Raw genomic sequence first — 20,369 nt, 5'->3', positions numbered from 1 at the left:
TCCCGGCTAGCTGGCGTTCTGCCCGTCGGTGCCATGGAGGGGGAGCGCGGTGATCGTGAGCGGACTGCTGGCGATCACCGCGAACGCTGCCCACCATGGGATGACCCGGGCCGGTGACAGGCGAGTCCGGCCGCCGGGGGCATGGACTTCACGTGCTGGCCGGTCCAAAATCAAGATGTGCCCCCGACCCAGCAGTACGCGCCCTCCTTCGGACGCGGGCTGCCGCCGCGGCGTTCGTTGCGCACCGCGTGGCTGCTAGCTTTATTCCTGGGTTTCACCGGCGCGGACCGGTTCTACCTCCGCCAGCCCGTGACCGGCACCCTGAAACTGTTGACACTCGGCGGTGCCGGCATCTGGTGGCTCATTGACCTGTTCCGGATCACCGGCGAATATGCCGCCGACGGTGCCTCGCTGCCGCTGGCCGGGACTAATTCCCTGCGCCATGGTCTGCGCCTGGCGTCGAGCGTCGTGGTGGCCGCCGTTCTCGTGGCAGCGGTGATCGTCCTGGCCGCTCCCGTCACTGGGACCATTACCGCCACCGTCACGGCCATGACCGCGCTGGCGAACCCCGCCCCGCCGCCGCCGACGAAGGAATGGGTCACGGTTGCGGCGGCCTCCGGCACTAAACGCCCGGGGCCGGTCGTGACGGTCACCGGCAAGCTCCACATCGAGTACGCGTTCACCGGCCCGGCCGTCGCCTACCTACAACCCGCGAAAGGTCCGGCCCTCACCATTATTTCCCAGCTCAAGGCCTCCTCCGGGGCGATCGGCGTCACCTTGGCACCGGGGACGTACGCCCTGATAGTCAGCACTACCGGCACCATCTGGCACCTCACGGCCGAGGAATACAGGGTCCCCGGCTAGCAGCACCGTGCGCACGGCACCCGCCCCCGGTTTGTCAGCCAGTCCTCTGGCGGGAAGGGTGGGCCCCAGGTCACCGCCGGTTGTCCTCATGCTTGACGGAGGGCAGGAAACGGGCGCAAGGTGATGGCCTGTGGTTGGCAGTCCACAGAGCTGTTTCGAACCGGGCCGGCGGCCCCGACCGACTATTGTCCGTACCTGTTTGACGGAGAATCCCATGCCAGAGATCGACATCCAGTACCAAGGCCCGGCCGGCGGGCCATCCACTGCACGTCCGCATGCCCGATGGAGAGCGGCTCTGGTGGCCATGCTCCTGGTCTTCGCTGGCCTCATCGGCGTCGCGCCGCCGGCCCAGGCCATCTACAACGGGACCGTCCTCAGCCCCAACAAATACCCCTGGGCCGTGAGAATCCAGCTTGTTTATCCAAATGGGGTCACGGCCACTTGCAGCGGCGCGCTGATCAGTTCATATGCGGTGGTCACGGCCGCTCACTGCCTTCATTACAACGGCGGAACGCCGCGGACCGTGAACGTCACGTTCCACTACGGATCCCATCCAGGGCAATTCACCGTGCCGGTCCCGGTCCTGCGGGGAGGGCTAATTGTCCATCCGGGGTTCAACGAGCCCTTGCTCAGGAACGACATTGGCGTCCTTCATCTGGCACATCGCGTTTCTGAAGCGCCGATCCCGCTGGCCACAGTGAGCGCACCCGCGAACACCAGCGTCGTGCAGGCCGGCTACGGCTGTCTCAGCGACCCGTTCCTGAGCCGTCAGAGCTGCCCCCGGGGCCTGCCCAACACCCTCGAAGCGATGTCCACGAGAGTCGTCCCCTCTGGTTCATGCCCGTCCATCACCGGGCGCTGGAGTTTCTGCACCTTCTCGCACACCAAATCCGCCAACCATGGTGACAGCGGGGGGCCGGTGCTGCGGAGCGAAAACGGCGTGCTGAAGCTTGTCGGGATCATCTCCGCCTTCGAGGACTCGCCAACGGCGAAATACCTGGATTTATCGACGTCCATCCCCTACGAGTTGTCCTGGATCCGGTCGACCCACAGCGGACTCTGACCGCGCTCCCGGCTTTCAGCCCGGGAGGCATGGCCCGCTACTAGTGATCCGAACAACCCGAGGGCCGGCACGACGACGGCTTCCCGCTGGCCGGGACCCGTCTCCCGGAATGGGCATCTGAATGAGCCCAGCGCAGGGGCTTCCCGCGCCCGCGCGGCGGTGACCGGCCCGGCGGTGAACGGCCCGGCAGATAGCCGCCCCGGCCGTTTCGCCAGACGCACTTTGCCGGCCCGCAACTATGCGCCGTCACTGACCAAGCGCAGGAACTGCCAAGGATCGGCTCAGCATCCCTGGAAAGTCACGAAGTAGGGCTGTCGCTCGGGTAACGTGACGCCCGGATGGCCGTGGGGGCGGCCTGTCACATTCACGCAGCTCTCTTGGAAGGACCAATACACATGGCAGGAATCTTTGGCTGGCTCGGTGCCCTCGGCACCACGGGCAAGGCCGTCGTCGTAGCCTCAGTCGTCGTCACGGGAGGCGCAGGGGCCGCCGTAGCGTCCACCGCCACCCTGACACCCGCAGATCCATCCACCACGGTCTCAGAGACCCCCGTTGCCAGCGACACCCCAACGGCCGACCCGACGTCCGACCCGTCGTCCGACCCGACGGCGCCCGCAACCGACCCGACGGCGCCCGCAACCGACCCCACATCGGCTCCGTCCCCTACGGCCACCGCCGACCCGACTGAGTCTGCGGATCCCACCGAACCCGCGCCGTCGCCGACTTCCACCGACCCGGCGACGGCAGAGCCAGCCGACCCCTCCGAAACGCCGGAGGCGCCCGAGACACCGGAGGCGTCCGAGACGCCTGATGCACCGGAGACCCCTGATGCACCGGAGACGGCCAAGCCGGCTGCACCGGGCAATAGCGCCTGGGCTCACGAGAACGCTGCCGAGCACCGCGCCGCCGGACAGGCCAATGCTGCCGAGCACCGCCAGAACGGCAGTCACGACGGCGACCGGGAGGATGCTCAGCCTGTCGCTCCCGCTGCGGCGCCCGCTCGTACGACCGAACACCACGACGGCACCAGCTCCCATCACGAGTCCGGCCGCCACGGCAAGTAACAGCACACCGCCGAAGCCCGGGCAGGGTGTTGAACTGCTCCGCATAGGTTAGGACACAAAAACACCCTGGAATCCGCGACTTGGATTCCGGGGTGTTTCCTGTTGTGCGCGAAGGGGGACCTGAATTCCACCGCGGCGCTCCGCTCACCGGGCTCCATTGCGTGAACGGAAGATGAAGCTCTGTTCAACAGGCAGTCCAGGGCCCCAATGCGGCCCGGTTCCTCGTCCGCATTTCTATACCGTGGACGCATGGAATCCTCCCTCACGCGCCGCAGCGCCCTGACCGGCGGGCTGGTCCTTGCCTTGTGTTCAGCGCTCCTCGGCCCCGCTGGTCCCAGCCACGCCGACGACGATCGGTCGAGATATGGCAGCACCGATCAGGGGGCCCATCTCAATCTTGGCGCCACCGACCTTCCGGAACACCGAACCGTCAGGACCCTGGCTCCGGGCGTCACCTTGACGAAGATCAGCCGCGGCGGAGCAGACGCCTCACTCTTCTGGACGGCCGAGGTGGCCATCCCCTCCGATTCACCGGATCCGGACGCCCCCGCCTCCGCACTCTCCAGCCAGGCCAGTGCGCAGGCCACCGCCGACAAGCTCAAGGCTGCCGGCATCGAGTCCCGCGTCGAACACGTCCAGTCCCCGCAGCTGGCCGATGCAGGCGGTGCCCTGGGATACCGGGTCCGCGCCGGCCGGTTCGCCGCGAAAATGGACGGGGACACCACCGTCGCGAAGATCAAGGCTGCCGGCTTTGCCTCCTCTGCCATCTACACCGGCTGGGACGGGGACACTGATACCAGCACGAAGACCCGGGGGCCGTGGAACCTTGAAGTCATCACTATCGACCCCAAGACGTACCAGGGACGGCTCGCCGCCACCTTCGGGCCCGACCTGGAGAAACGCGAGACAACCAGCCAGCTGGCCTCCGACGCTCATGCAATCGCAGCGGTCAACGCCGGGTTCTTCGTCTTTGACCCGAAAGCCGGAGCCGAAGGCGACCCGGCGGGCGTCGGAGTCTACGGCGGTAAGACCCTCAGCGAACCTGTTGCAGACCGTCCGGCCCTCGTCATCGATGGGACGAAAAACAGCACGAGCATCGAACGCCTGGCTTGGTCCGGGTCCCTGTCTTCAGCTTCGGGGGAGGTCTCCCTGGACGGCATTGACCGCGTTCCGGGGCTCATCCGCAACTGCGGCGGCGCCCACGACGTGCCGACACCGCTCGCGCTCCAAGACTTCACCTGCACCAACGCCAACGAGCTCGTCACCTTCACGCCGCAATTCGGGCCTTCCACGCCGGCCGGCCCGGGATTAGAGGTAGCCGTGGACAGCCATGACACCGTCACCGCCGTCTCCGAATCCCGCGGTGAAGCCGTTCCCGCCGGCGGCCACACCGTCCAGGCCACCGGAAGCGACGTCGCCCGTCTGCGCACTTTGGCCCCCGTCGGCGCCAAACTGAAAATCAGCACCGGGCTCCTCGGCCAGGAGGGGAAGGCCCTCGCCACGGACAAAGCCACCAGTGTGGTCAACGGCGGCCCTGTGTTGGTCCGGGACGGTCAGGAAGACGTCACCGTCAAGCGCGACGGCATGGTCCACCCCAACGACGGGAACAGCTTCTACTACGGCTGGGTTCACAAAAGGAACCCGCGGACCTTCGCCGGAACCGACGCCCAGGGTAGAACCATGCTGGTCACCGCGGACGGACGCTCAACTGAATCCCTGGGCCTCAGCCTGAAAGAAGAAGCCGACGTCGCGTCGTCCCTCGGCATGGTGCAGGCCATGAACCTGGACGGCGGTGGCTCCACAACGGCCGTCGCCGGGCGAACCATTCTGAACAGCCCCTCGGGCGGCGGGGAGCGCCCCATCGGGGACGCCCTCCTCGTGCTGCCGTCCCGCAAGGACGAACAGCAGGTGGCAACGAAGTAGAGCAAACACGCCGGCCGCGGCGAGCGGGACCCGGGGGAGACGAGTCGCGCAGTGGCCAGGGCGCCGCCCGGGGTGCGGACCTGCGTTATGGCGCGGGAGCGCCGCTGGCGGGCCTCGGATTCCCTTACACTGACACCGACGCGGACGATGGTGAGGGTATGAGCGCAGATGAGTGAGCCCGACTACGACATGTTTCCCCGGGCGGCACAGCCGGCGAAGCCAACGCGGATTCCGCTGTGGAAGCTCGAAGAAATGGCCGCCAACCCGGCCCCGCCCGAGAGCTGGCGCGGCAGCGCCACCCCTATTCTTCCCGGCGGGGACGGCACCCACGTCCGCACGCTCGCTGCCATCCAGGACGAGCTGCGCCGCCCCGTCCCGTGGCCCATCCGCCTCTTCCGGGCACTCGGTGGGATGCTGCGTCTGCTGTTCAAAGCCGTCGCTGTCCTGACCGCCGGCGCGCTCCTGTGCGGCTTCCTGTTGTACTTTCACGGGGACCTGAAACCGTCGGCGTTCCTGGGCAGCCCGGCACCAACCCCCGCCACCGATGCGCCCGTCCCACTGATCTACCACACCGTCCCGGATCCTACTAAGGTGAGGGCGCCTGCGGCGGTTCCTGCGGCTCCTGCTCCGACGCCCACCCCACGGGCCGCCATGGATCACCCCACACCGGGCCGAGAGGAGTCCGCTGCCCCGCTGGGCCGTCCCGCCCCGGTGGTCGCCACGTCCGGCTCATACGCTTTTACGCTCACCGGCAAGGACAAGCGGCCGGCCGCCTACGACCCGTGCCGGCCCATTCACTACGTCACCCGCGCCGCTAACTCGCCGGCCGCCGGCCCGCAGCTGATCAAGGAGGCCATCGCCGCGGTCTCCCAGGCGACCGGGCTGGTTTTCATCAATGACGGGGCTACCACGGAGGCTCCGGCACCGCAGCACAAGTCCTACCAGCCCGCCCGGTATGGGGACCGGTGGGCGCCGGTGCTCATCGCCTGGGAGACCACCGCCGAGGAACCCCGCTTTACCAACTACGCCGTGGGGACCAACGTCATGGGTCTGGGCGGGAGCGCCGCAGTCAGCCGTGAAGGTTCCGAGATCACCTACGTCAGCGGCCAGCTGGAATTGAACGGTCCCGCCCTGCAGTCCCTGATCTTCCGCGAAGGCCCGGCGCAGGCCCGAGCGGTTATCGAACACGAACTCGGCCACGTCGTGGGACTGGACCACGTCCAGGACCCGACCCAGCTGATGAACCCCAGGGGTGTCCCCGGGGTGACCACCTACCAGGCCGGGGACCTCACCGGTCTGGCCCGCCTGGGCCGCGGGGAGTGCCGGCCCGGGATCTGACCAGGGGAGCGTCGACGGGAACGCCTAGCGCCCGCGCGGAGAGTTGCACAACCTCATTGCACAACCTCATTGCACAACTTCACTGCACACCTTCACTGCACACCTTCACTGGACAACTTCACTGGACAACGGCTGCTTGCCTAGAACTCGGTGGTGCCACGCAGCCGGCGGGGGCGGCCGTCCGGGTCCACTACGAGGCGGCTCAGCGGAACCGCCCAGAGACGTTGGAGGGGCCGCACGGGCTCCGGGGTGTGGTGCCGCACTTGCCCGGCCGGGCGGGGCGAGCCGTGCCCCGTTTCGTGCCATTGGTCCAGAGCGTTGGCGGTGGTGTTCCACAGCTTGAGCCCGGCCGAGGTGTCGAGGAGCCGGGAATCGTCCTGGTCCAGGCCAAGGTGTTCGGCCCAGAGTTGGAGCCGGAGCCCGCGGGCCAGCGGCGGGGACGCGTCGTGGCCGGTGCCCGTGACTGTGCCTCTGCCTGGGCCGGAAGCTTCTTCCCCGGTGTCAGCAGTCGTGTCGAGCACGGCGCAGGTGAGCTCGCTGTCGGTGGTCCAAGACCGGCGGTTGAAGTTGTCTGAGCCGCAGGTCATCCAGGTGTCATCGATGATGCAGATCTTGGCGTGGACGTAAATCGGAGTCCCGGCGCTGTTCTCCAGGTTAAACACGCCGACCCTGTCCGGCGCGACCCGGCGCAGCATCCTGATGGCACGCAGTTGCCCGATCCGGATAGCCGGCCCGGCGATTGGGCCGTCGGAGTCGGGATAGCGGGGCACAACAACGATCACGTTCAAGGCGGGGTTCCGTTCGAGGGCCTCAGCGATCCCGGCTGCGACCTCTCTTGACCACAGGTACTGGTCCTCGATGTAGATCAGCGAGCGGGCGCGGGCGAATGCTTTCGCGTAGCCGCGGGCAATACTGCGTTCCCCAACGGGCGCAAACGGGAATGGAGGGCGTTTCACCCCGTAGGTGCGCAGCAACTGCACGGCGTGAGGGCCCGCCGGTGGCGGTGGCGGCGCACTGGCCGGGAGCGGTTCGGGGTGCCGGGGCATTCGGGCCAGGCGTTGCAGCAGCATCCGGTAGGGGGTGCGTCGGTCCAGGGGATGGGGGTCGTTCCACCGTTCAGCGAACACGGCCAGGACATCCGCCACCACGGGCCCGTGCAGCTCGAGGGTCGCGTCGTGCCAGGGGGGTCGTTTCCCGTACCGGGGATCCATGGACACCGCTTGCGGATCTCCCGCATGGTCGGCGTCGTCTCGACGGCTGTGGGAAAGGTCGAGGCCGCCTACGAAGGCAACGTCCCGCGACGGATTGTCACGGTGGCGGATGACGAAGAGTTTTTGGTGATGGGAGCCGAACAGGCGCACACGCTGATCCAGCAGCACCTCACCGCCAGCGTCGTTAATCTGACGACTGAGCAGCTCGTTGGACCGGCCGCTGATTGGGGCCGATACCCGTTCTCCGTGGGACCGCCAGACCAGGCCCCGCACTTCTACTCCCCGGCGGGCCAACCCCGCGAGCACGTCGCCGATCGACGGTCCGTCCGCCAGCAGCCGCTCGTCGGCGTCGCCGCGCCAGTCGGTGAACCATACACGGTCTCCCGCCTGCAGAGCCGTCAGCTCCTCATGCAGCCGGGCGAAGTAGGTAGCGCCGTGAATCAGCGGCCGCACAAGGTTACCCTCCGACCACGACGGCGCTCCGGCACCGCCCGCATGCACGTCAGTCGCCAGATTCCCCCGCTCAGCGCGGCTCAGGAACCAGGCAGCAGCAATACTGTCCACTCAATCCTACTTTCGGGGCCCGGGGCCAGGCCGCTAGTGTCCGGTCTCCAAAGTAACCTACGCAAAGGCTGGCGGAGGTCACCGAACGAGCCGTAGGTGATTCGGCGGCCTTCGCACCCAGAGGACGGTCCACCAATCAGCAAATGGGGCCCGCACTCCTTGGCCCCTCGGCAACTGGGAAGCCTCGCACGGGAACGTGAATCAGGCCCCGCCGTCCGCGGTGCTTCCTTTTTGGTGCCGAAAGACCCGTGTCGCGGAGCCTGCGGCGGACGTAATCTCGAATGACGCGACGCGACGGGAGCAAGCAGTGCACCGGTATGCAGCCCTGCCCGGTGAGGGCCGTACGGCACTCAGCCAGCAGTTCTATCAGGAGTACCGGGACGACTTCCTGTATGCCGCAGGCCTGGACAGCCGTCCCCTGGTAGTGGCCGATCGGGCTGTCATCGAGGCGGCTTTTATAGCTTTGGGCTGGACGCCCCAGCAGCAGCTGATGTTCGTCGAGGGTGCACCTGACGGTTCGATCACGCACAAGCTCCGACGCGAACTGCGAAAGAGACCACAGCGGCCCGGCCACGCGGAGGCAGCCTAGGGCCCGGAGCCGACGCATGAGGCCAAGGTCCTCTTTAGTTTGCCCGGCGGCCCTGGCGGGTTAGCCGTAGCGAGCGCGGCGGCACCGGTGTGAGCGAAACTACGGTGCGCGTGGGCAGGACACAAAAAAACACCCTGGAATCCGTAGATTCCAGGGTGTTTCCCGTTGTGCGCGGAGGGGGACTTGAACCCCCACCCCCTTTCGAGGACTAGCACCTCAAGCTAGCGCGTCTGCCATTCCGCCACCCGCGCAGGTGGTATTTCCGAGTTCGTTTCGCCTTTCAGCGTTTTGCTTTTCTCGGAAGCAGCGAGAAAGACTCTAGCACGACTTTTCCGGAAACAAATAATCGGGGTCCGCGGGGGTGGTGTGGGTAGGCTGAAGCCAGCAATTGAGCCACCGCCACGAGGAGCCGCTATGACTGACATCCGGACCGAACCCAGGCCCGAGGACGAGGTCGTCAGGATCTGCCAGGAGCTGATCCGGATCGACACATCCAACTACGGTGACGGCTCCGGCCCAGGAGAACGGGCGGCCGCCGAATACACGGCCGGCCTCATGGCCGAGGTCGGGCTCGACGCTGAGATTTTCGAGGCGGCCCCCGGCCGTGCGAGCGTGGTCACCCGGCTGGCGGGGGAGGACCCCTCCGCCAGCGCCCTGGTGGTCCACGGCCACCTGGACGTGGTCCCTGCCCTCCGCGAGCAATGGTCGGTGGACCCCTTCGGCGCCGAACTCAAAGACGGCCTGATCTGGGGACGCGGGGCCGTGGACATGAAGGACATGGACGCCATGATCCTGTCCGTGCTGCGCAATTTTGCCAGCACGGGCCGCAAGCCCAAGCGCGACCTCATCTTCGCGTTCTTCGCGGACGAGGAAGCCGGCGGCACCTACGGAGCCCGCTACGCCGTCGACAAGCGGCCGGAACTCTTTGAGGGGGCCACGGAGGCGATCTCCGAGGTGGGCGGCTTTTCCGCCACCATCGGCGGCCAGCGCACCTACCTGCTCCAGACCGCCGAGAAAGGCCTCTCCTGGCTCCGCCTCGTCGCCCACGGCCGCGCAGGCCACGGCTCCCAGATCAACACCGACAACGCCGTGACCCGGCTTGCCGGCGCGGTCTCCCGGATCGGTGCGTACAACTGGCCGATTGAACTGACGCCCACCACCCGGCAGTTCCTCGACGGCGTGACCGAACTCACCGGCGTCGAATTCGATCCGGACGATCCGGACAAGATCCTCAAGGAACTTGGCACGGTGGCACGCTTTGTGGGTGCCACGCTGCAGAACACCACCAACCCCACCCTGCTCAAGGGCGGTTACAAGCACAACGTCATTCCGGAATCGGCCGAGGCACTCATCGACTGCCGCACGCTGCCCGGACAGGAGCAGCAGGTGCTGGAGAAAGTGCGCGAGCTCGCCGGCACCGGCGTGGACATCAGCTACGTCCACAACGACGTCTCGCTCGAAGTGCCCTTCGCCGGCAACCTCGTTGATTCAATGATCGATGCCCTGCACGCCGAGGACCCCGGCGCCAAGGTTCTGCCCTACACACTCTCCGGCGGAACGGACAACAAGTCGCTGAGCCGGTTGGGCATCACCGGGTACGGATTCGCTCCGCTTATGCTCCCGGACGAGCTCGACTTCACCGGAATGTTCCACGGCGTGGACGAGCGCGTCCCCGCCGAATCCCTGAAGTTCGGTGCGCGCGTGCTGGACACCCTGCTCACCAACTACTGACCGGACACCCACGCCATGACGCCTGAGGATATCCTCACCGGGGCCCTGCTCGAACGGATCCGCAGCCGCGCCGCCGGCTACGACCGTGACAACGCTTTCTTCCATGAAGACCTCGCGGACCTGAAGGCGGCCGGCTACCTGAAGATCTTCGTCCCCGTGGCCGACGGCGGCCTGGGACTCGGGCTGGCAGACGCCGCGCAGCTGCAGCGCCGTCTCGCGACGGCGGCCCCGGCCACGGCACTGGCCGTCAACATGCACCTCGTGTGGACCGGGGTGGCGTACGTGCTTGCCGCCCGGGGGGATTCCTCCCTGGATTTCATCCTCAGGGAAGCCGCCCAGGGTGAGGTGTTCGCGTTTGGGAATTCGGAGGCCGGAAACGACTCCGTGCTGTTCGATTCCCGCACCGAGGCCGTCCCCCTGCCCGACGGCGGCTACAGCTTCACCGGCCGCAAGATCTTCACGAGCCTGTCACCGGCGTGGACCCGGCTGGGGATCTTCGGGAAGGATGCCGCCGCGGCGGATGGCGCCGGGGAACTCGTCCACGGATTCATCAGCCGGGAAACGCCTGGGTACACGATCCTGCCCGACTGGGACACGCTCGGCATGCGGGCCAGCCAGTCGAACACGACTGTCTTGGACGGTGCAGTAGTGCCGGCCGAGCGGATCTTCAGGAAACTGCCGGTGGGCCCGAACGCCGACCCGCTGATCTTCGCCATCTTTGCCTGCTTCGAGACGCTGCTGGCCGCGGTGTACACCGGAATCGGGGAACGGGCCCTCACGCTCGGGGTGGAGGCCGTGCAGCGCCGGACGTCGTTCAAAAACGGCGGCCGCAGCTACGCCCAGGATCCGGACATCCGCTGGAAAGTGGCGGAAGCGGCGATGGCCATGGATGCGCTCTACCCGCAGCTTTCCCGGGTGGCGGCCGACGTCGACGAACTCGCAGACCTCGGCAACCAGTGGTTCCCGCGGCTGGTGGGCCTCAAAGTCCGGGCAACGGAGACTGCCCGCACCGTGGTGGATCTCGCCATTCGAGTGTCCGGAGGTTCGAGCTATTTCCGCGGCTCCGAGTTGGAACGGCTGTACCGGGACGTGCTGGCCGGCCTGTTCCACCCGTCCGACGACGAATCCGCCCACAACACCGTGGCGAACGCCTGGCTGGGTCCGCTGGAAACACCCTGAGGCGCCCGCCGATGCAGCGCGGGTGCCGGGCTGTAAGCCCGGGGCGGCAGGTGCGTGACGATGCGCCGGCTACACGGTCCTCTGGACTTGGATGACCTTCCGGCGCAACCAGAAGCGCCGGCCGCCGCCCACGTAGAGGCGGCTGCGTTCCAGCTCCCACTTGCCGTACTCGGAATGTTCCACGAGCCGGCGGCGCGCCTCAGGCAGTGAATCCTCAGGGCCGACCGTCAGGACGAGGTACTCGTACTGCTTCACATAGTCCCGTTCCCGCCGGACCGAGCTGCTCAGAAAATGTTCTTTCATCGCTCTCCATTTTCGTCTTTTTCCGGCTAACGTGAAGTCATGAGCATCGATCCGCGTGTCGCGCTTGCGTCTCTGGCCTCTGCACTGGAAGAACACCTGGCGGCCGCCGCCGCCCGCAGGAGTGACGGGGATCCCGCGGTTGAAGCGGCGTTTTTTGCCGTTGCTGATGCCTTTGAAGTCTACGACGATGCCCTCTATGAAGCGTATGGGGAAGTGACGCCGCTTCAAGTCATTGACGGCGACGAAGACGATGATGACGACGAAGGCATCGACGACGACGAGGACCTCGAGATCCTGCAGGACTAAGGCCCCGGCCGCTGCAGCACGATGCGCGCCCGACGTCGCAGCGTCTCCCGCACAGATTGTTGAAGATCCCTAGTTGTTGAAGATCACTAGCAAACCGTCCGGTCCTGACTTCCCAGCTTGCCGTGCGTGTTCTCTGCCCGCAGACTCCGGCGCCTACGCGAGTACACATCGGGCGTAGCAGCCGTGTTCGCAGGCAATAAACAGGTAGTCCCTGCTCCTGCCGTCCGGGACGTTTGCCAATAGCCTTAGAAGAGGTCGTAGACCGGACTTTTCAACGCCGCTTGGGGGCTGGCCGGTTCCACAAATCGACCGGCGTGAATCGAGGCGATGTGGGCTCGAATGACTACCGTCCTGACCGCAGGACCGTGATCCGCGCCGGGATCGCCGGGCTGGTTTGGCTCGCCGCGGAAGCCGGAGCGAGCGGGCGCCGGCCCCACCCACCCATAGTCCAAGCATCGACGGCAACGACGGGCCAGTCGCCGGTGTATCCATCGGAGACCGCGTTCAGCGTTGCCTCGGAAAATCGGCTGCCGGGCACCCCGTGGAGGAATGTCCCCTCGCATTGGTCAGCCACCCCGACTCTGGAGGGGTTCCTGGGCCAGCATGCGTCCACGACGCAGCGGCGCAACGTGGATGTCTACGTCAACTCCACCCTGCGCAGCATCCGGATCCTGGCCTACCGGATCGGGCACTATAACGGCGAGGGTCAGCGTCTGGTGTGGACGTCCGCGCCAGTGCCAGTCTGGCGGCAGGCGCCCCCGACCCTTCAGCGGGAAACCCGGATGGTGTCCTGCCCCTGGCGCGTAACGACGTCGATCGACACGACCGGCTGGCCCGAAGGGTTCTACCACCTGGTGCTGACGGGCGGTTCCGGGCGGGACCACATGATCCCGCTCGTCGTCGAGCCGGCGTCGGTGGCGGGCAAGGCAGTGCTGGTCCTCAACGACTGCACGATGCAGGCCTACAACGACTGGGGAGGATATTCGCTCTACACCGGACCCGGGCACCGGTCGGCGGACCGGTCCTACAAGGTCTCCTTTGACCGGCCCTACCGGAATTTCGACGAGGTCGAGCGCCGCAACGCACCCCTGATCCGGTCCGCGGAGGCCATCACTGACCCCGGGCTCAGCCTCGCCTACACCACGGAGGCAAGGATCAGCGGAAACCCGGACCTCGTGGGCGGTGCCGCAGCCGTGATCTTCTCAGCCCATTCGGAATACTGGTCGCCGGCACTGCGCCGAAACGTCGAGGCCGCGAGGGACACGGGCACCAACATTGTCTTCTTCGGCGCCAACAACGTTTATTGGCGGACTCGCCTGGAGCCTTCCTTCACCGGGGTAGACCGGGTCATGGTCTGCTACCGGAAGGCTGAGCTGGATCCCGAGCGCCTCAGCCAGCCCGATGCCACGACCACACAGTGGCGCCAAGGCCCTGCCCCCGACCCGGAATCGACGCTGACAGGGTCGGTCTATGGCGACCGCGAAGTCAAGGGAATGTTCACCGTCGAAGATCCAGGATTTTTCGCCTTCTCCGGCACCGGCGCGGTCCGGGGCGCTACCTACGCCGGGCTGACCACCGGCGAAGTCGACCGGCTGTACCCGACGGCACAGCGGCCTGAATTTGCCCATGCCGGTAACCTTCTCGTCTTTGCCCATTCGCCGGCAGCCGGGGTGCACGACTCCCACGGCTGGGCAGATTCGACCTTCTACACTGCAGCGTCAGGCGCCGGAGTGCTAAACATGGGCAGCCTGGACTGGCTCCAGGCCCAATACGATGCAGCCGTCCCGGCCCGCTCCCGAGCCTTCGCCTCGCGGGTCACGCAGAATATTATCCGTGCGGCGGCACTGGGGCCTCTCGGTCACCGGTTCACCGCGGTCCCGCACGGCGCACCAAAGCACATCCAGTGACCAAAGCACATCCAGTGACAGCAGCCGGCGAACGCTCAGGAAATGCGGCGTAGCCCGCGACCACCGGAAACCCAGGACGCCACCGCGGCTCAGGCAGGATCGGAGACGTCCTCGAGCGCCTGCGCAATCTCCGGCGGGAGCGGCGCCAGGGTGGAATCCAGGATCTCCTTGAGCTGGACCGGCGTCCGCGCGCCCACGACGGCGGTAGCCACGCCGTGCTGGGACAGCAGCCAGCTCAGCGATACGTCCAGCGGCGTCCGGCCAAGCCCCTTGGCAGCCATGGCGACGGCCTCCACCACACTGGACGCCGGCGCCTCGAGATAAGGCTCCACGTACGTGGCAAGCCGCTGCTGTGCTGCACGGGAATCGGCCGGGATGTGACCCCGGTACTTTCCGGTCAGGACGCCCCGTCCCATCGGACCCCAGGCGATCAGGCCGAGCCCTGCGTCCTCGATGGCCGGAATCAGTTCAAGTTCCGCGCCGCGCTGCAGGAGCGAGTATTCGGACTGGTTTGCCACCAGCGGGAAGCCGGCAATGGCGGCGGCCTTGGCCGTCTGCCAGCCATTGAAATTGGAGACGCCGACATAACGCGCACGGCCGGAGCGGACGGCGTAGTCCAGCGCGGACAGGGTTTCTTCCAGGGGCACGTTCGGGTCCCAGGCGTGGGCGAACCAAAGGTCCACGTAATCAGTGCCCAGCCGGGCCAGGCTCGCGTCAAGGCCGGACAGCATCCCGTTGCGCGACGTGTCCACGCCGCGGCGTCCGTCCGTCGTCGTCAGCCCGGCTTTCGTGGAGATCACGACCTCGGAGCGGGCCACCACGTCACCGAGCATGCCGCCGAGCATGGCCTCGGCCTGCCCGTCCGCATAGGAGGCCGCGGTATCGATGAGGGTCCCGCCGCCATCGACGAACGCCCGCAATAGGGCGGCCGCATCCTGTTCTTCGGTTTCCCGCGCCCAGGACATGGTGCCGAGGGATAGGGCGGACACGCGCAACCCACTGTTGCCGACATAACGCTGCTGCATGCCAGCAAGCTTACGGGTTCGCGCGGCTTCATAACGTAGGGTCTTTAAACGTGAACTGGATACAAGCGGCTCTGTTGGGCCTGGTACAGGGACTGACCGAGTTCCTCCCGATCTCCTCGAGCGCCCATCTGCGTATTGTTGGCGCCTTCCTCCCGGACTCGTCCGACCCCGGGGCCGCCTTCACGGCGATCACGCAACTGGGCACCGAGACGGCCGTGATCGCCTACTTCTGGCGCGACATCCTGAGGATTATCCGCGCCTGGGCCGGTTCGCTGCGCGGCAACGTCTCCCGCCAGGACCCGGATGCGCGGATGGGCTGGCTGGTCATCCTGGGCAGCCTGCCCATCATCATCCTTGGACTGCTGTTCCAGGACCAGATCGAATCGGTGCTCCGCAGCCTTTGGGGCGTCGCCACCATGCTCATCGTGTTCGGCATGGTCCTCGCCGTCGCCGACACAATGGGCCGGCAGGACCGCGAACTCACGCAATTGACCTACAAGCACGGCCTCTACTACGGGCTGGCGCAGGCGCTGGCACTGTTCCCCGGGGTCTCCCGCTCCGGAGGCACCATCAGCGCCGGCCTCCTGATGGGCTACACCCGCGAGGCGGCGGCCCGCTACTCGTTCCTGCTGGCCATTCCCGCTGTGTTTGGCAGCGGCCTGTACCAGCTGTACAAAGTGGTCTCCAAGGAAGGCATCACCGGCCCGTACGGCCTTCCGGAGACGGCACTGGCCACCGTCATCGCCTTCTTCGTGGGATATGTCATCATCGGCTGGTTCCTCAAATACGTCTCCACCCGCGGCTACCGGCTGTTCGTCTGGTACCGGATCCTGCTGGGCGCGTCCCTGTTCCTGCTGCTCGGTTTCAATGTCATCAGCGCCTAGCACTAGGCTTGGGCTGTGAAATCCTGGATCTCCCGCCCTGTTCCCCAGCTCCCGGGCAGCATGCCTGCCCTGCGCCTCTTCGACACCGCCAAGGGCGGAATGGTCACGTTGGAGGCCACGGGTGAGCAGTCTATGTACGTCTGCGGCATCACCCCCTACGACGCCACCCACATGGGCCATGCGGCCAGCTACGTCGCCTTTGACCTCCTGAACCGCGCCTGGCGGGACGGCCGCCAGCACGTGGCGTACGTTCAGAACGTGACCGACGTCGACGACCCCCTCCTGGAGCGCGCGACGGCCACCGGCGTCGACTGGCGCGACCTCGCGGCCAGCCAAATCGAGCTCTTCCAGACGGACATGGAGGCCCTGAACGTCCTGGCCCCCGACCACTACGTCGGCGCCGTCGAGGCCGTTCCGCTGATCGTTCCGGCCATCGAGCGGCTCCTGCACAACGGCCTGGCGTACCGCGTTCCCGGCACCGGCGGAGAGCCCGACGGCGACGTTTACTACGACGTCGAGGCCGCCGGGAAGCGTTCCACAGAGGCCGGCGCCGACGCCGCGGGCCGTGCCGGCGACCCGGACGCCTGGACCCTGGGGTCCGTGTCCGGCCTTTCCGATGCTGAGATGCTGGAGCTTTTCGCCGAACGCGGCGGAGACCCGGGCCGGGCCGGCAAGCGCCAGGCGCTTGACCCGCTGCTGTGGCGGGTTGCCCGCGACGGCGAGCCGCGCTGGCCCGGGGGAGAGCTGGGGGAGGGCCGGCCCGGCTGGCACATCGAATGCACCGTGATTGCCCAGCAGTACCTGCCCAAGCCGTTCACCGTCCAGGGCGGCGGCTCGGACCTCATCTTCCCGCACCACGAAATGGGTGCCGGCCACGCGTACTCCCTGGCCGGTGTGCCGCTGGCACGCCACTTTGCCCACGCCGGCATGGTGGGCCTCGACGGCGAAAAGATGAGCAAGTCCAAGGGCAACCTTGTCCTCGTGTCCAGGCTCCGGGCCGACGGTGAAGAGCCCGCCGCGATCCGCCTGGCGATCCTGGCCCACCACTACCGCACGGACTGGTCCTGGACCGCTGAGGGTTTCGCCGAGGCCAAGGATCGGCTCCGCACCTGGCGCGAGGCCCTGGCCATGGCCCCCCAGGGCTCCGCCGCGTCCCTCATTGGCAAGCTGCGGACCGAACTTGTCAACGACCTCAACGCACCGGGCGCCCTGGCCGCCGTCGACGCCTGGGCCGCCGCCGCCTTGGAAACACCAGGAACCGCCTCAGCCACGGACGCCGCGCTGGTCAGCGACGCCGTGAACGCCCTGCTCGGCGTCGAGCTGTAACCGCCGGAACGGCTGCTACCGCTTAAGGCTTGTCCTTGCCCCGACGCTTGAGATAGCGCTCGAATTCGCGGGCAATGGATTCGCCGCTGGCCTCGGGGAGGTCAGCGGTGTCCTTGGCCTCCTCGAGCTGGCGCACATAGGCCGCAATTTCGGGATCCTCGATGGCGAGCTCGTCCACGCCGCGCTCCCACGCGTCGGCTTCCTCGACCAGTTCGTGGGTGTCCAGCGGCACCTGCAACAGCTCCTCGATCCGGTGCAGGATTGCCAGCTGCGCCTTCGGCGACGGCGCCTGGGCCACGTAATGCGGCACGGCCGCCCAAAGCGAGACCGTCGGGAGCCCGGCCAGGAGGGCCACCTCGCCGAGGACGCCGACAATCCCCACCGGGCCCTCGTACTGTGAGGCTTCGAAGTCCATCCGTTCACGCAGGGCGTTGTCGTCGGTGGACGTGCTGACCGGGATCGGCCGGCTGTGCGGTACGTCTGCCAGCAGGGCGCCGACCAGGATGACGTAGTCGACATGCAGGGCTTCGGCGTGCACCAGGAGCTCGGCGGTGTAGGCGCGCCACTTGTAGGAGGGCTCGGTGCCCTGGACGAAGATCACGTCCACGTTCGAATCGGGGACGCTGGCCTTGAAAATCCGCGTGGACGGCCATTTGATCTTCCGCTCGCCGGAGGCAGTCCGGCGGATTGTGGGCCGGGTGAACTGGAAGTCGTAGTACTCGTCGGCGTCGATCGACCCGACCTTCTTGCCGCCCCAGAGTTTGTTCAGATACCGAAGGGCATCGCTGGCGGCCTCGCCGGCGTCGTTCCAACCCTCAAAGGCCGCCAGCATGACGGTGACGCGCCGGCCCTCGGGGACGGGCTGCAGCAGCCGCTCCGGCTCGGAGACGGCGCCTGGTTCGGTGGGGTCTGCCTCGAAGCTGTTCATGCCATCACCCTACTTCCAAGACCCCTTCCCGCGCAGGCAACTAGGCGCCACGGATGCGCAAATGTGCCCCGGGAACCCGCGGCCGTGCCGTCAAAATTCGCCGTAGGCGTAGCTGCGGGCGCCAGCGCCGGGCTTCACCGTAGACTGGAAGGCATGCGATCCTCAGCTCCCGGGCCACTCCTCAAGGCAGCACTCTGGGACATGGATGGGACCATTGTCGACACCGAGCCCTATTGGATCGAGGCCGAACGTGCACTCGTGGAGGCCCACGGCGGGCTGTGGTCCCATGATCAGGCGATGCAGCTCGTGGGACAGTCCCTGATGTTTTCCGCGGGCATCCTGCAGGCGGCCGGCGTGGCGATGGAGCGACGCGAAATCATCGACACCCTTACCGGGCATGTGGTCAGCCAGGTCCGGAAATCCGTTCCCTGGCGGCCCGGTGCCCGCGAATTGCTCGACGACCTCTACAACGCCGGCATCCGCTGCGCCCTCGTGACCATGTCCGAGGCCCCGCTGGCCCGGGAGATCGTTGCGAGCCTGCCCCGGCCCTATTTCGAATTCCTGGTCACGGGGGACACCGTAGCGCAGGGGAAACCGCATCCGGAGGCCTACCTGACGGCAGTCGGGCTCCTGCAGCAGCAGGACCCCGAGCTGGACCTGCATCACTGCGTTGCCCTGGAAGATTCCGTGCCTGGCGTCGCGGCCGCCGTGGCCTCCGGTGTGGTCACGGTCGCCATCCCGCACATTCTGCCGCTCCCGCATGGTCCGCGCCGCGCCACGTGGGACACCCTCGAAGGCCGCACCGTTGCGGACCTGGAAGAACTTGTGGCCCTGAGGCATGAGTTTCCGGATGCAACGTTCGGCCGCGCGGCGGAGGCCACCGCCGAGTCGGCTGCGGACTCCACAGCCCGAGCGGTTGAGCACCGGGCCGTGCCCTCAACTGCGGGTCATGTCCGTGGCTGACGCCGGAGGTCAGGGACCGGGCACGACGGCGCCCTCCCGCCGGGACGGGATCCCGCTGGGGCGCATCGCCGGCATTCCGGTCTTTCTGGCCTACTCCTGGTTCATCATCGCGGCCTTCACCGTGATCGCGTACGGACCTGTCCTGCAGACAAACAACCCCCGCCTCGGCATTACCGCGTTCTTCGTCGCCTTCGCCTATGCGCTGCTGCTCCTGATTTCCGTGCTGGCCCACGAACTCGCCCACGCCCTGACCGCGAAGCTGTTCCACTGGCCCACGGAGAAAATTGTCCTCAACCTCTGGGGCGGACACACGCAGTTCCAAAGCTTCACGGCCTCACCCGGCCGCTCCGTGCTGGTGGCGATGGCCGGCCCGGCGGCGAACTTCGTCCTGGCCGGGGCAGGCTGGCTCGTGCTCTCCTCCGCGGATCTGGGCGGGGTAGCCGGCATCCTGGCCAACATCTTCGTCTGGGCCAACCTCCTGATCGGCATCTTCAACGTCCTCCCCGGCCTGCCGCTGGACGGCGGACGCCTGGTCGAGTCGGCAGTGTGGAAGGTCACCGGCAGCCAGGACAAGGGTACTGTCGCCGCCGGCTGGGCGGGCCGGATTATCGTGATCGCCCTCGCGGTGTGGTTTATTCTCCTTCCTCTGCTCAGCGGTGCCCGGCCGGATATTTCCTTCACGCTGGTCACGGCCCTGGTGGGCAGCTTCCTGTGGGTGGGGGCATCGGCGTCGATCCAGCAGGCCCGCATGCGCAGCCGGCTGTACCTTGTGGACGCGGCGGCCCTCGCCGAGCCCGCCATCGGCCTCAGTGATGCCGGAACGGTTGCGGACTTCCAGGCGAACACCACGGCGGGTATGCCCGTCGCCGTGCTCTGCGACCGGGACGGCCGTCCCGTAGGCATCGTCGATGCGGGGGCGGCGGCCAGCGTGCCGGCGGCACTGGCCGCCTCGACTCCGGTAACCGCGGTGTCCTACCCCCTTGGTGCCGGCGCGTACGTCCCCGAATGGTCCAAAGGCCAGGAACTGGTGCAGTACCTTGCCCAGCTCGAGGGCCAGGAGTACGCGGTAGTGGACCGTGAGGGCGCCGTTACCGGGCTGCTCCGCCAGTCCGCCGTCCTCAGCGCCATTACGGGCAAGGACCGGTCCGAACGCCAGAACCAGAGGCAGAACCGGTAGAGTTACTGGGCGGTCGTGAATTTC

The 20,369-nt window shown here is 67.1% G+C and carries 18 protein-coding genes and 1 tRNA gene; 14 read left to right on the top strand and 5 right to left on the bottom strand.

Translation table 11 applies throughout. From position 1 onward, the window contains the following. Positions 1–177: 177 nt before the first annotated feature. From C8D78_RS03080 to C8D78_RS03060, 5 genes are all read left to right on the top strand, one after another. Positions 178–864, top strand: a complete 687-nt coding sequence (locus C8D78_RS03080) for a TM2 domain-containing protein (protein ID WP_244208213.1) — start codon at positions 178–180, stop codon at positions 862–864. Positions 865–1,078: 214 nt separating this feature from the next. Further along, positions 1,079–1,927, top strand: coding sequence for a S1 family peptidase (locus C8D78_RS03075; protein ID WP_120950379.1), 849 nt, complete (start codon positions 1,079–1,081; stop codon positions 1,925–1,927). A gap of 395 nt (positions 1,928–2,322) precedes the next feature. Further along, positions 2,323–2,991 (top strand): hypothetical protein, encoded by a 669-nt coding sequence (locus C8D78_RS03070; RefSeq protein WP_120950378.1) that lies wholly within the window; start codon positions 2,323–2,325, stop codon positions 2,989–2,991. 249 nt (positions 2,992–3,240) lie between these two features. Then, positions 3,241–4,914, top strand: coding sequence for a phosphodiester glycosidase family protein (locus tag C8D78_RS03065; protein ID WP_120950377.1), 1,674 nt, complete (start codon positions 3,241–3,243; stop codon positions 4,912–4,914). Between the two features lie 168 nt (positions 4,915–5,082). Further along, on the top strand, positions 5,083–6,252 hold the full coding sequence (locus C8D78_RS03060; RefSeq protein WP_120950376.1) for a zinc metalloprotease: 1,170 nt from the start codon (positions 5,083–5,085) through the stop codon (positions 6,250–6,252). Positions 6,253–6,392: 140 nt separating this feature from the next. Here the strand turns inward: C8D78_RS03060 and C8D78_RS03055 are convergent, their stop codons facing one another. Continuing rightward, the gene (locus C8D78_RS03055) at positions 6,393–8,027 is read right to left on the bottom strand and encodes a phospholipase D family protein (protein WP_120950375.1); all 1,635 of its coding nucleotides are present in this window, start codon (positions 8,025–8,027) and stop codon (positions 6,393–6,395) included. Positions 8,028–8,334: 307 nt separating this feature from the next. Here C8D78_RS03055 and C8D78_RS03050 point away from each other — a divergent pair, with 307 nt between their 5' ends. Next, positions 8,335–8,616 carry a hypothetical protein gene (locus tag C8D78_RS03050; RefSeq protein WP_120950374.1) on the top strand — a complete coding sequence of 94 codons (282 nt, stop codon included), beginning with the start codon at positions 8,335–8,337 and terminating at the stop codon, positions 8,614–8,616. Between the two features lie 168 nt (positions 8,617–8,784). On the opposite strand, the gene C8D78_RS03045 is transcribed toward C8D78_RS03050, so the two are convergent. Further along, positions 8,785–8,867, bottom strand: a tRNA-Leu gene (locus tag C8D78_RS03045). A 163-nt stretch (positions 8,868–9,030) separates the two neighbouring features. Between C8D78_RS03045 and C8D78_RS03040 the strand changes: the two genes are divergently transcribed. Both C8D78_RS03040 and C8D78_RS03035 read left to right on the top strand, forming a co-directional pair. Continuing rightward, complete coding sequence (locus tag C8D78_RS03040; protein ID WP_120950373.1) at positions 9,031–10,347, top strand: M20/M25/M40 family metallo-hydrolase; 1,317 nt, start codon at positions 9,031–9,033, stop codon at positions 10,345–10,347. Positions 10,348–10,362: 15 nt separating this feature from the next. Then, positions 10,363–11,526, top strand: a complete 1,164-nt coding sequence (locus C8D78_RS03035) for an acyl-CoA dehydrogenase family protein (protein WP_120950372.1) — start codon at positions 10,363–10,365, stop codon at positions 11,524–11,526. A 69-nt stretch (positions 11,527–11,595) separates the two neighbouring features. On the opposite strand, the gene C8D78_RS03030 is transcribed toward C8D78_RS03035, so the two are convergent. Next, complete coding sequence (locus tag C8D78_RS03030) at positions 11,596–11,829, bottom strand: DUF5703 family protein (protein WP_018772920.1); 234 nt, start codon at positions 11,827–11,829, stop codon at positions 11,596–11,598. 39 nt (positions 11,830–11,868) lie between these two features. Here C8D78_RS03030 and C8D78_RS03025 point away from each other — a divergent pair, with 39 nt between their 5' ends. Both C8D78_RS03025 and C8D78_RS03020 read left to right on the top strand, forming a co-directional pair. Then, positions 11,869–12,135, top strand: coding sequence for a hypothetical protein (locus C8D78_RS03025; RefSeq protein ID WP_120950371.1), 267 nt, complete (start codon positions 11,869–11,871; stop codon positions 12,133–12,135). A gap of 314 nt (positions 12,136–12,449) precedes the next feature. Continuing rightward, complete coding sequence (locus C8D78_RS03020) at positions 12,450–14,042, top strand: N,N-dimethylformamidase beta subunit family domain-containing protein (protein ID WP_147429535.1); 1,593 nt, start codon at positions 12,450–12,452, stop codon at positions 14,040–14,042. 89 nt (positions 14,043–14,131) lie between these two features. On the opposite strand, the gene C8D78_RS03015 is transcribed toward C8D78_RS03020, so the two are convergent. After that, on the bottom strand, positions 14,132–15,067 hold the full coding sequence (locus C8D78_RS03015) for an aldo/keto reductase (RefSeq protein WP_120950369.1): 936 nt from the start codon (positions 15,065–15,067) through the stop codon (positions 14,132–14,134). Positions 15,068–15,117: 50 nt separating this feature from the next. Here C8D78_RS03015 and C8D78_RS03010 point away from each other — a divergent pair, with 50 nt between their 5' ends. Both C8D78_RS03010 and mshC read left to right on the top strand, forming a co-directional pair. Further along, positions 15,118–15,951, top strand: coding sequence for an undecaprenyl-diphosphate phosphatase (locus tag C8D78_RS03010; protein ID WP_120950368.1), 834 nt, complete (start codon positions 15,118–15,120; stop codon positions 15,949–15,951). A gap of 15 nt (positions 15,952–15,966) precedes the next feature. After that, complete coding sequence (gene mshC, locus C8D78_RS03005; protein WP_120950367.1) at positions 15,967–17,277, top strand: cysteine--1-D-myo-inosityl 2-amino-2-deoxy-alpha-D-glucopyranoside ligase; 1,311 nt, start codon at positions 15,967–15,969, stop codon at positions 17,275–17,277. 22 nt (positions 17,278–17,299) lie between these two features. On the opposite strand, the gene C8D78_RS03000 is transcribed toward mshC, so the two are convergent. Further along, complete coding sequence (locus C8D78_RS03000; protein WP_120950366.1) at positions 17,300–18,205, bottom strand: PAC2 family protein; 906 nt, start codon at positions 18,203–18,205, stop codon at positions 17,300–17,302. Between the two features lie 153 nt (positions 18,206–18,358). On the opposite strand from C8D78_RS03000, the gene C8D78_RS02995 reads away from it, so the two are divergent. Both C8D78_RS02995 and C8D78_RS02990 read left to right on the top strand, forming a co-directional pair. After that, a complete protein-coding gene (locus C8D78_RS02995; RefSeq protein WP_120950365.1) occupies positions 18,359–19,168 on the top strand; it encodes an HAD family hydrolase in 810 nt (269 codons plus the stop codon). Then, on the top strand, positions 19,155–20,345 hold the full coding sequence (locus tag C8D78_RS02990) for a site-2 protease family protein (protein WP_120950364.1): 1,191 nt from the start codon (positions 19,155–19,157) through the stop codon (positions 20,343–20,345). Before C8D78_RS02995 ends, C8D78_RS02990 begins: the two co-directional genes overlap by 14 nt. The last annotated feature ends 24 nt before the right edge of the window (positions 20,346–20,369 follow it).

It is taken from the genome of Arthrobacter oryzae, from assembly GCF_003634095.1.
Lineage (GTDB): Bacteria > Actinomycetota > Actinomycetes > Actinomycetales > Micrococcaceae > Arthrobacter > Arthrobacter oryzae.
Note: the sequence above shows the minus strand (reverse complement) of the source record. Positions and strands in the feature narration are given on the sequence as shown.

What these genes read in the sequence shown, in the direction of transcription:
- C8D78_RS03075 (WP_120950379.1), top strand. Translation starts at nt 1,079, where the DNA reads ATGCCAGAGATCGACATCCAGTACCAAGGCCCGGCCGGCGGGCCATCC.
- C8D78_RS03070 (WP_120950378.1), top strand. Translation starts at nt 2,323, where the DNA reads ATGGCAGGAATCTTTGGCTGGCTCGGTGCCCTCGGCACCACGGGCAAG.
- C8D78_RS03065 (WP_120950377.1), top strand. Translation starts at nt 3,241, where the DNA reads ATGGAATCCTCCCTCACGCGCCGCAGCGCCCTGACCGGCGGGCTGGTC.
- C8D78_RS03060 (WP_120950376.1), top strand. Translation starts at nt 5,083, where the DNA reads ATGAGTGAGCCCGACTACGACATGTTTCCCCGGGCGGCACAGCCGGCG.
- C8D78_RS03040 (WP_120950373.1), top strand. Translation starts at nt 9,031, where the DNA reads ATGACTGACATCCGGACCGAACCCAGGCCCGAGGACGAGGTCGTCAGG.
- C8D78_RS03035 (WP_120950372.1), top strand. Translation starts at nt 10,363, where the DNA reads ATGACGCCTGAGGATATCCTCACCGGGGCCCTGCTCGAACGGATCCGC.
- C8D78_RS03030 (WP_018772920.1), bottom strand. Translation starts at nt 11,829, where the DNA reads ATGAAAGAACATTTTCTGAGCAGCTCGGTCCGGCGGGAACGGGACTAT.
- C8D78_RS03025 (WP_120950371.1), top strand. Translation starts at nt 11,869, where the DNA reads ATGAGCATCGATCCGCGTGTCGCGCTTGCGTCTCTGGCCTCTGCACTG.
- C8D78_RS03015 (WP_120950369.1), bottom strand. Translation starts at nt 15,067, where the DNA reads ATGCAGCAGCGTTATGTCGGCAACAGTGGGTTGCGCGTGTCCGCCCTA.
- C8D78_RS03000 (WP_120950366.1), bottom strand. Translation starts at nt 18,205, where the DNA reads ATGAACAGCTTCGAGGCAGACCCCACCGAACCAGGCGCCGTCTCCGAG.
- C8D78_RS02995 (WP_120950365.1), top strand. Translation starts at nt 18,359, where the DNA reads ATGCGATCCTCAGCTCCCGGGCCACTCCTCAAGGCAGCACTCTGGGAC.
- C8D78_RS02990 (WP_120950364.1), top strand. Translation starts at nt 19,155, where the DNA reads ATGTCCGTGGCTGACGCCGGAGGTCAGGGACCGGGCACGACGGCGCCC.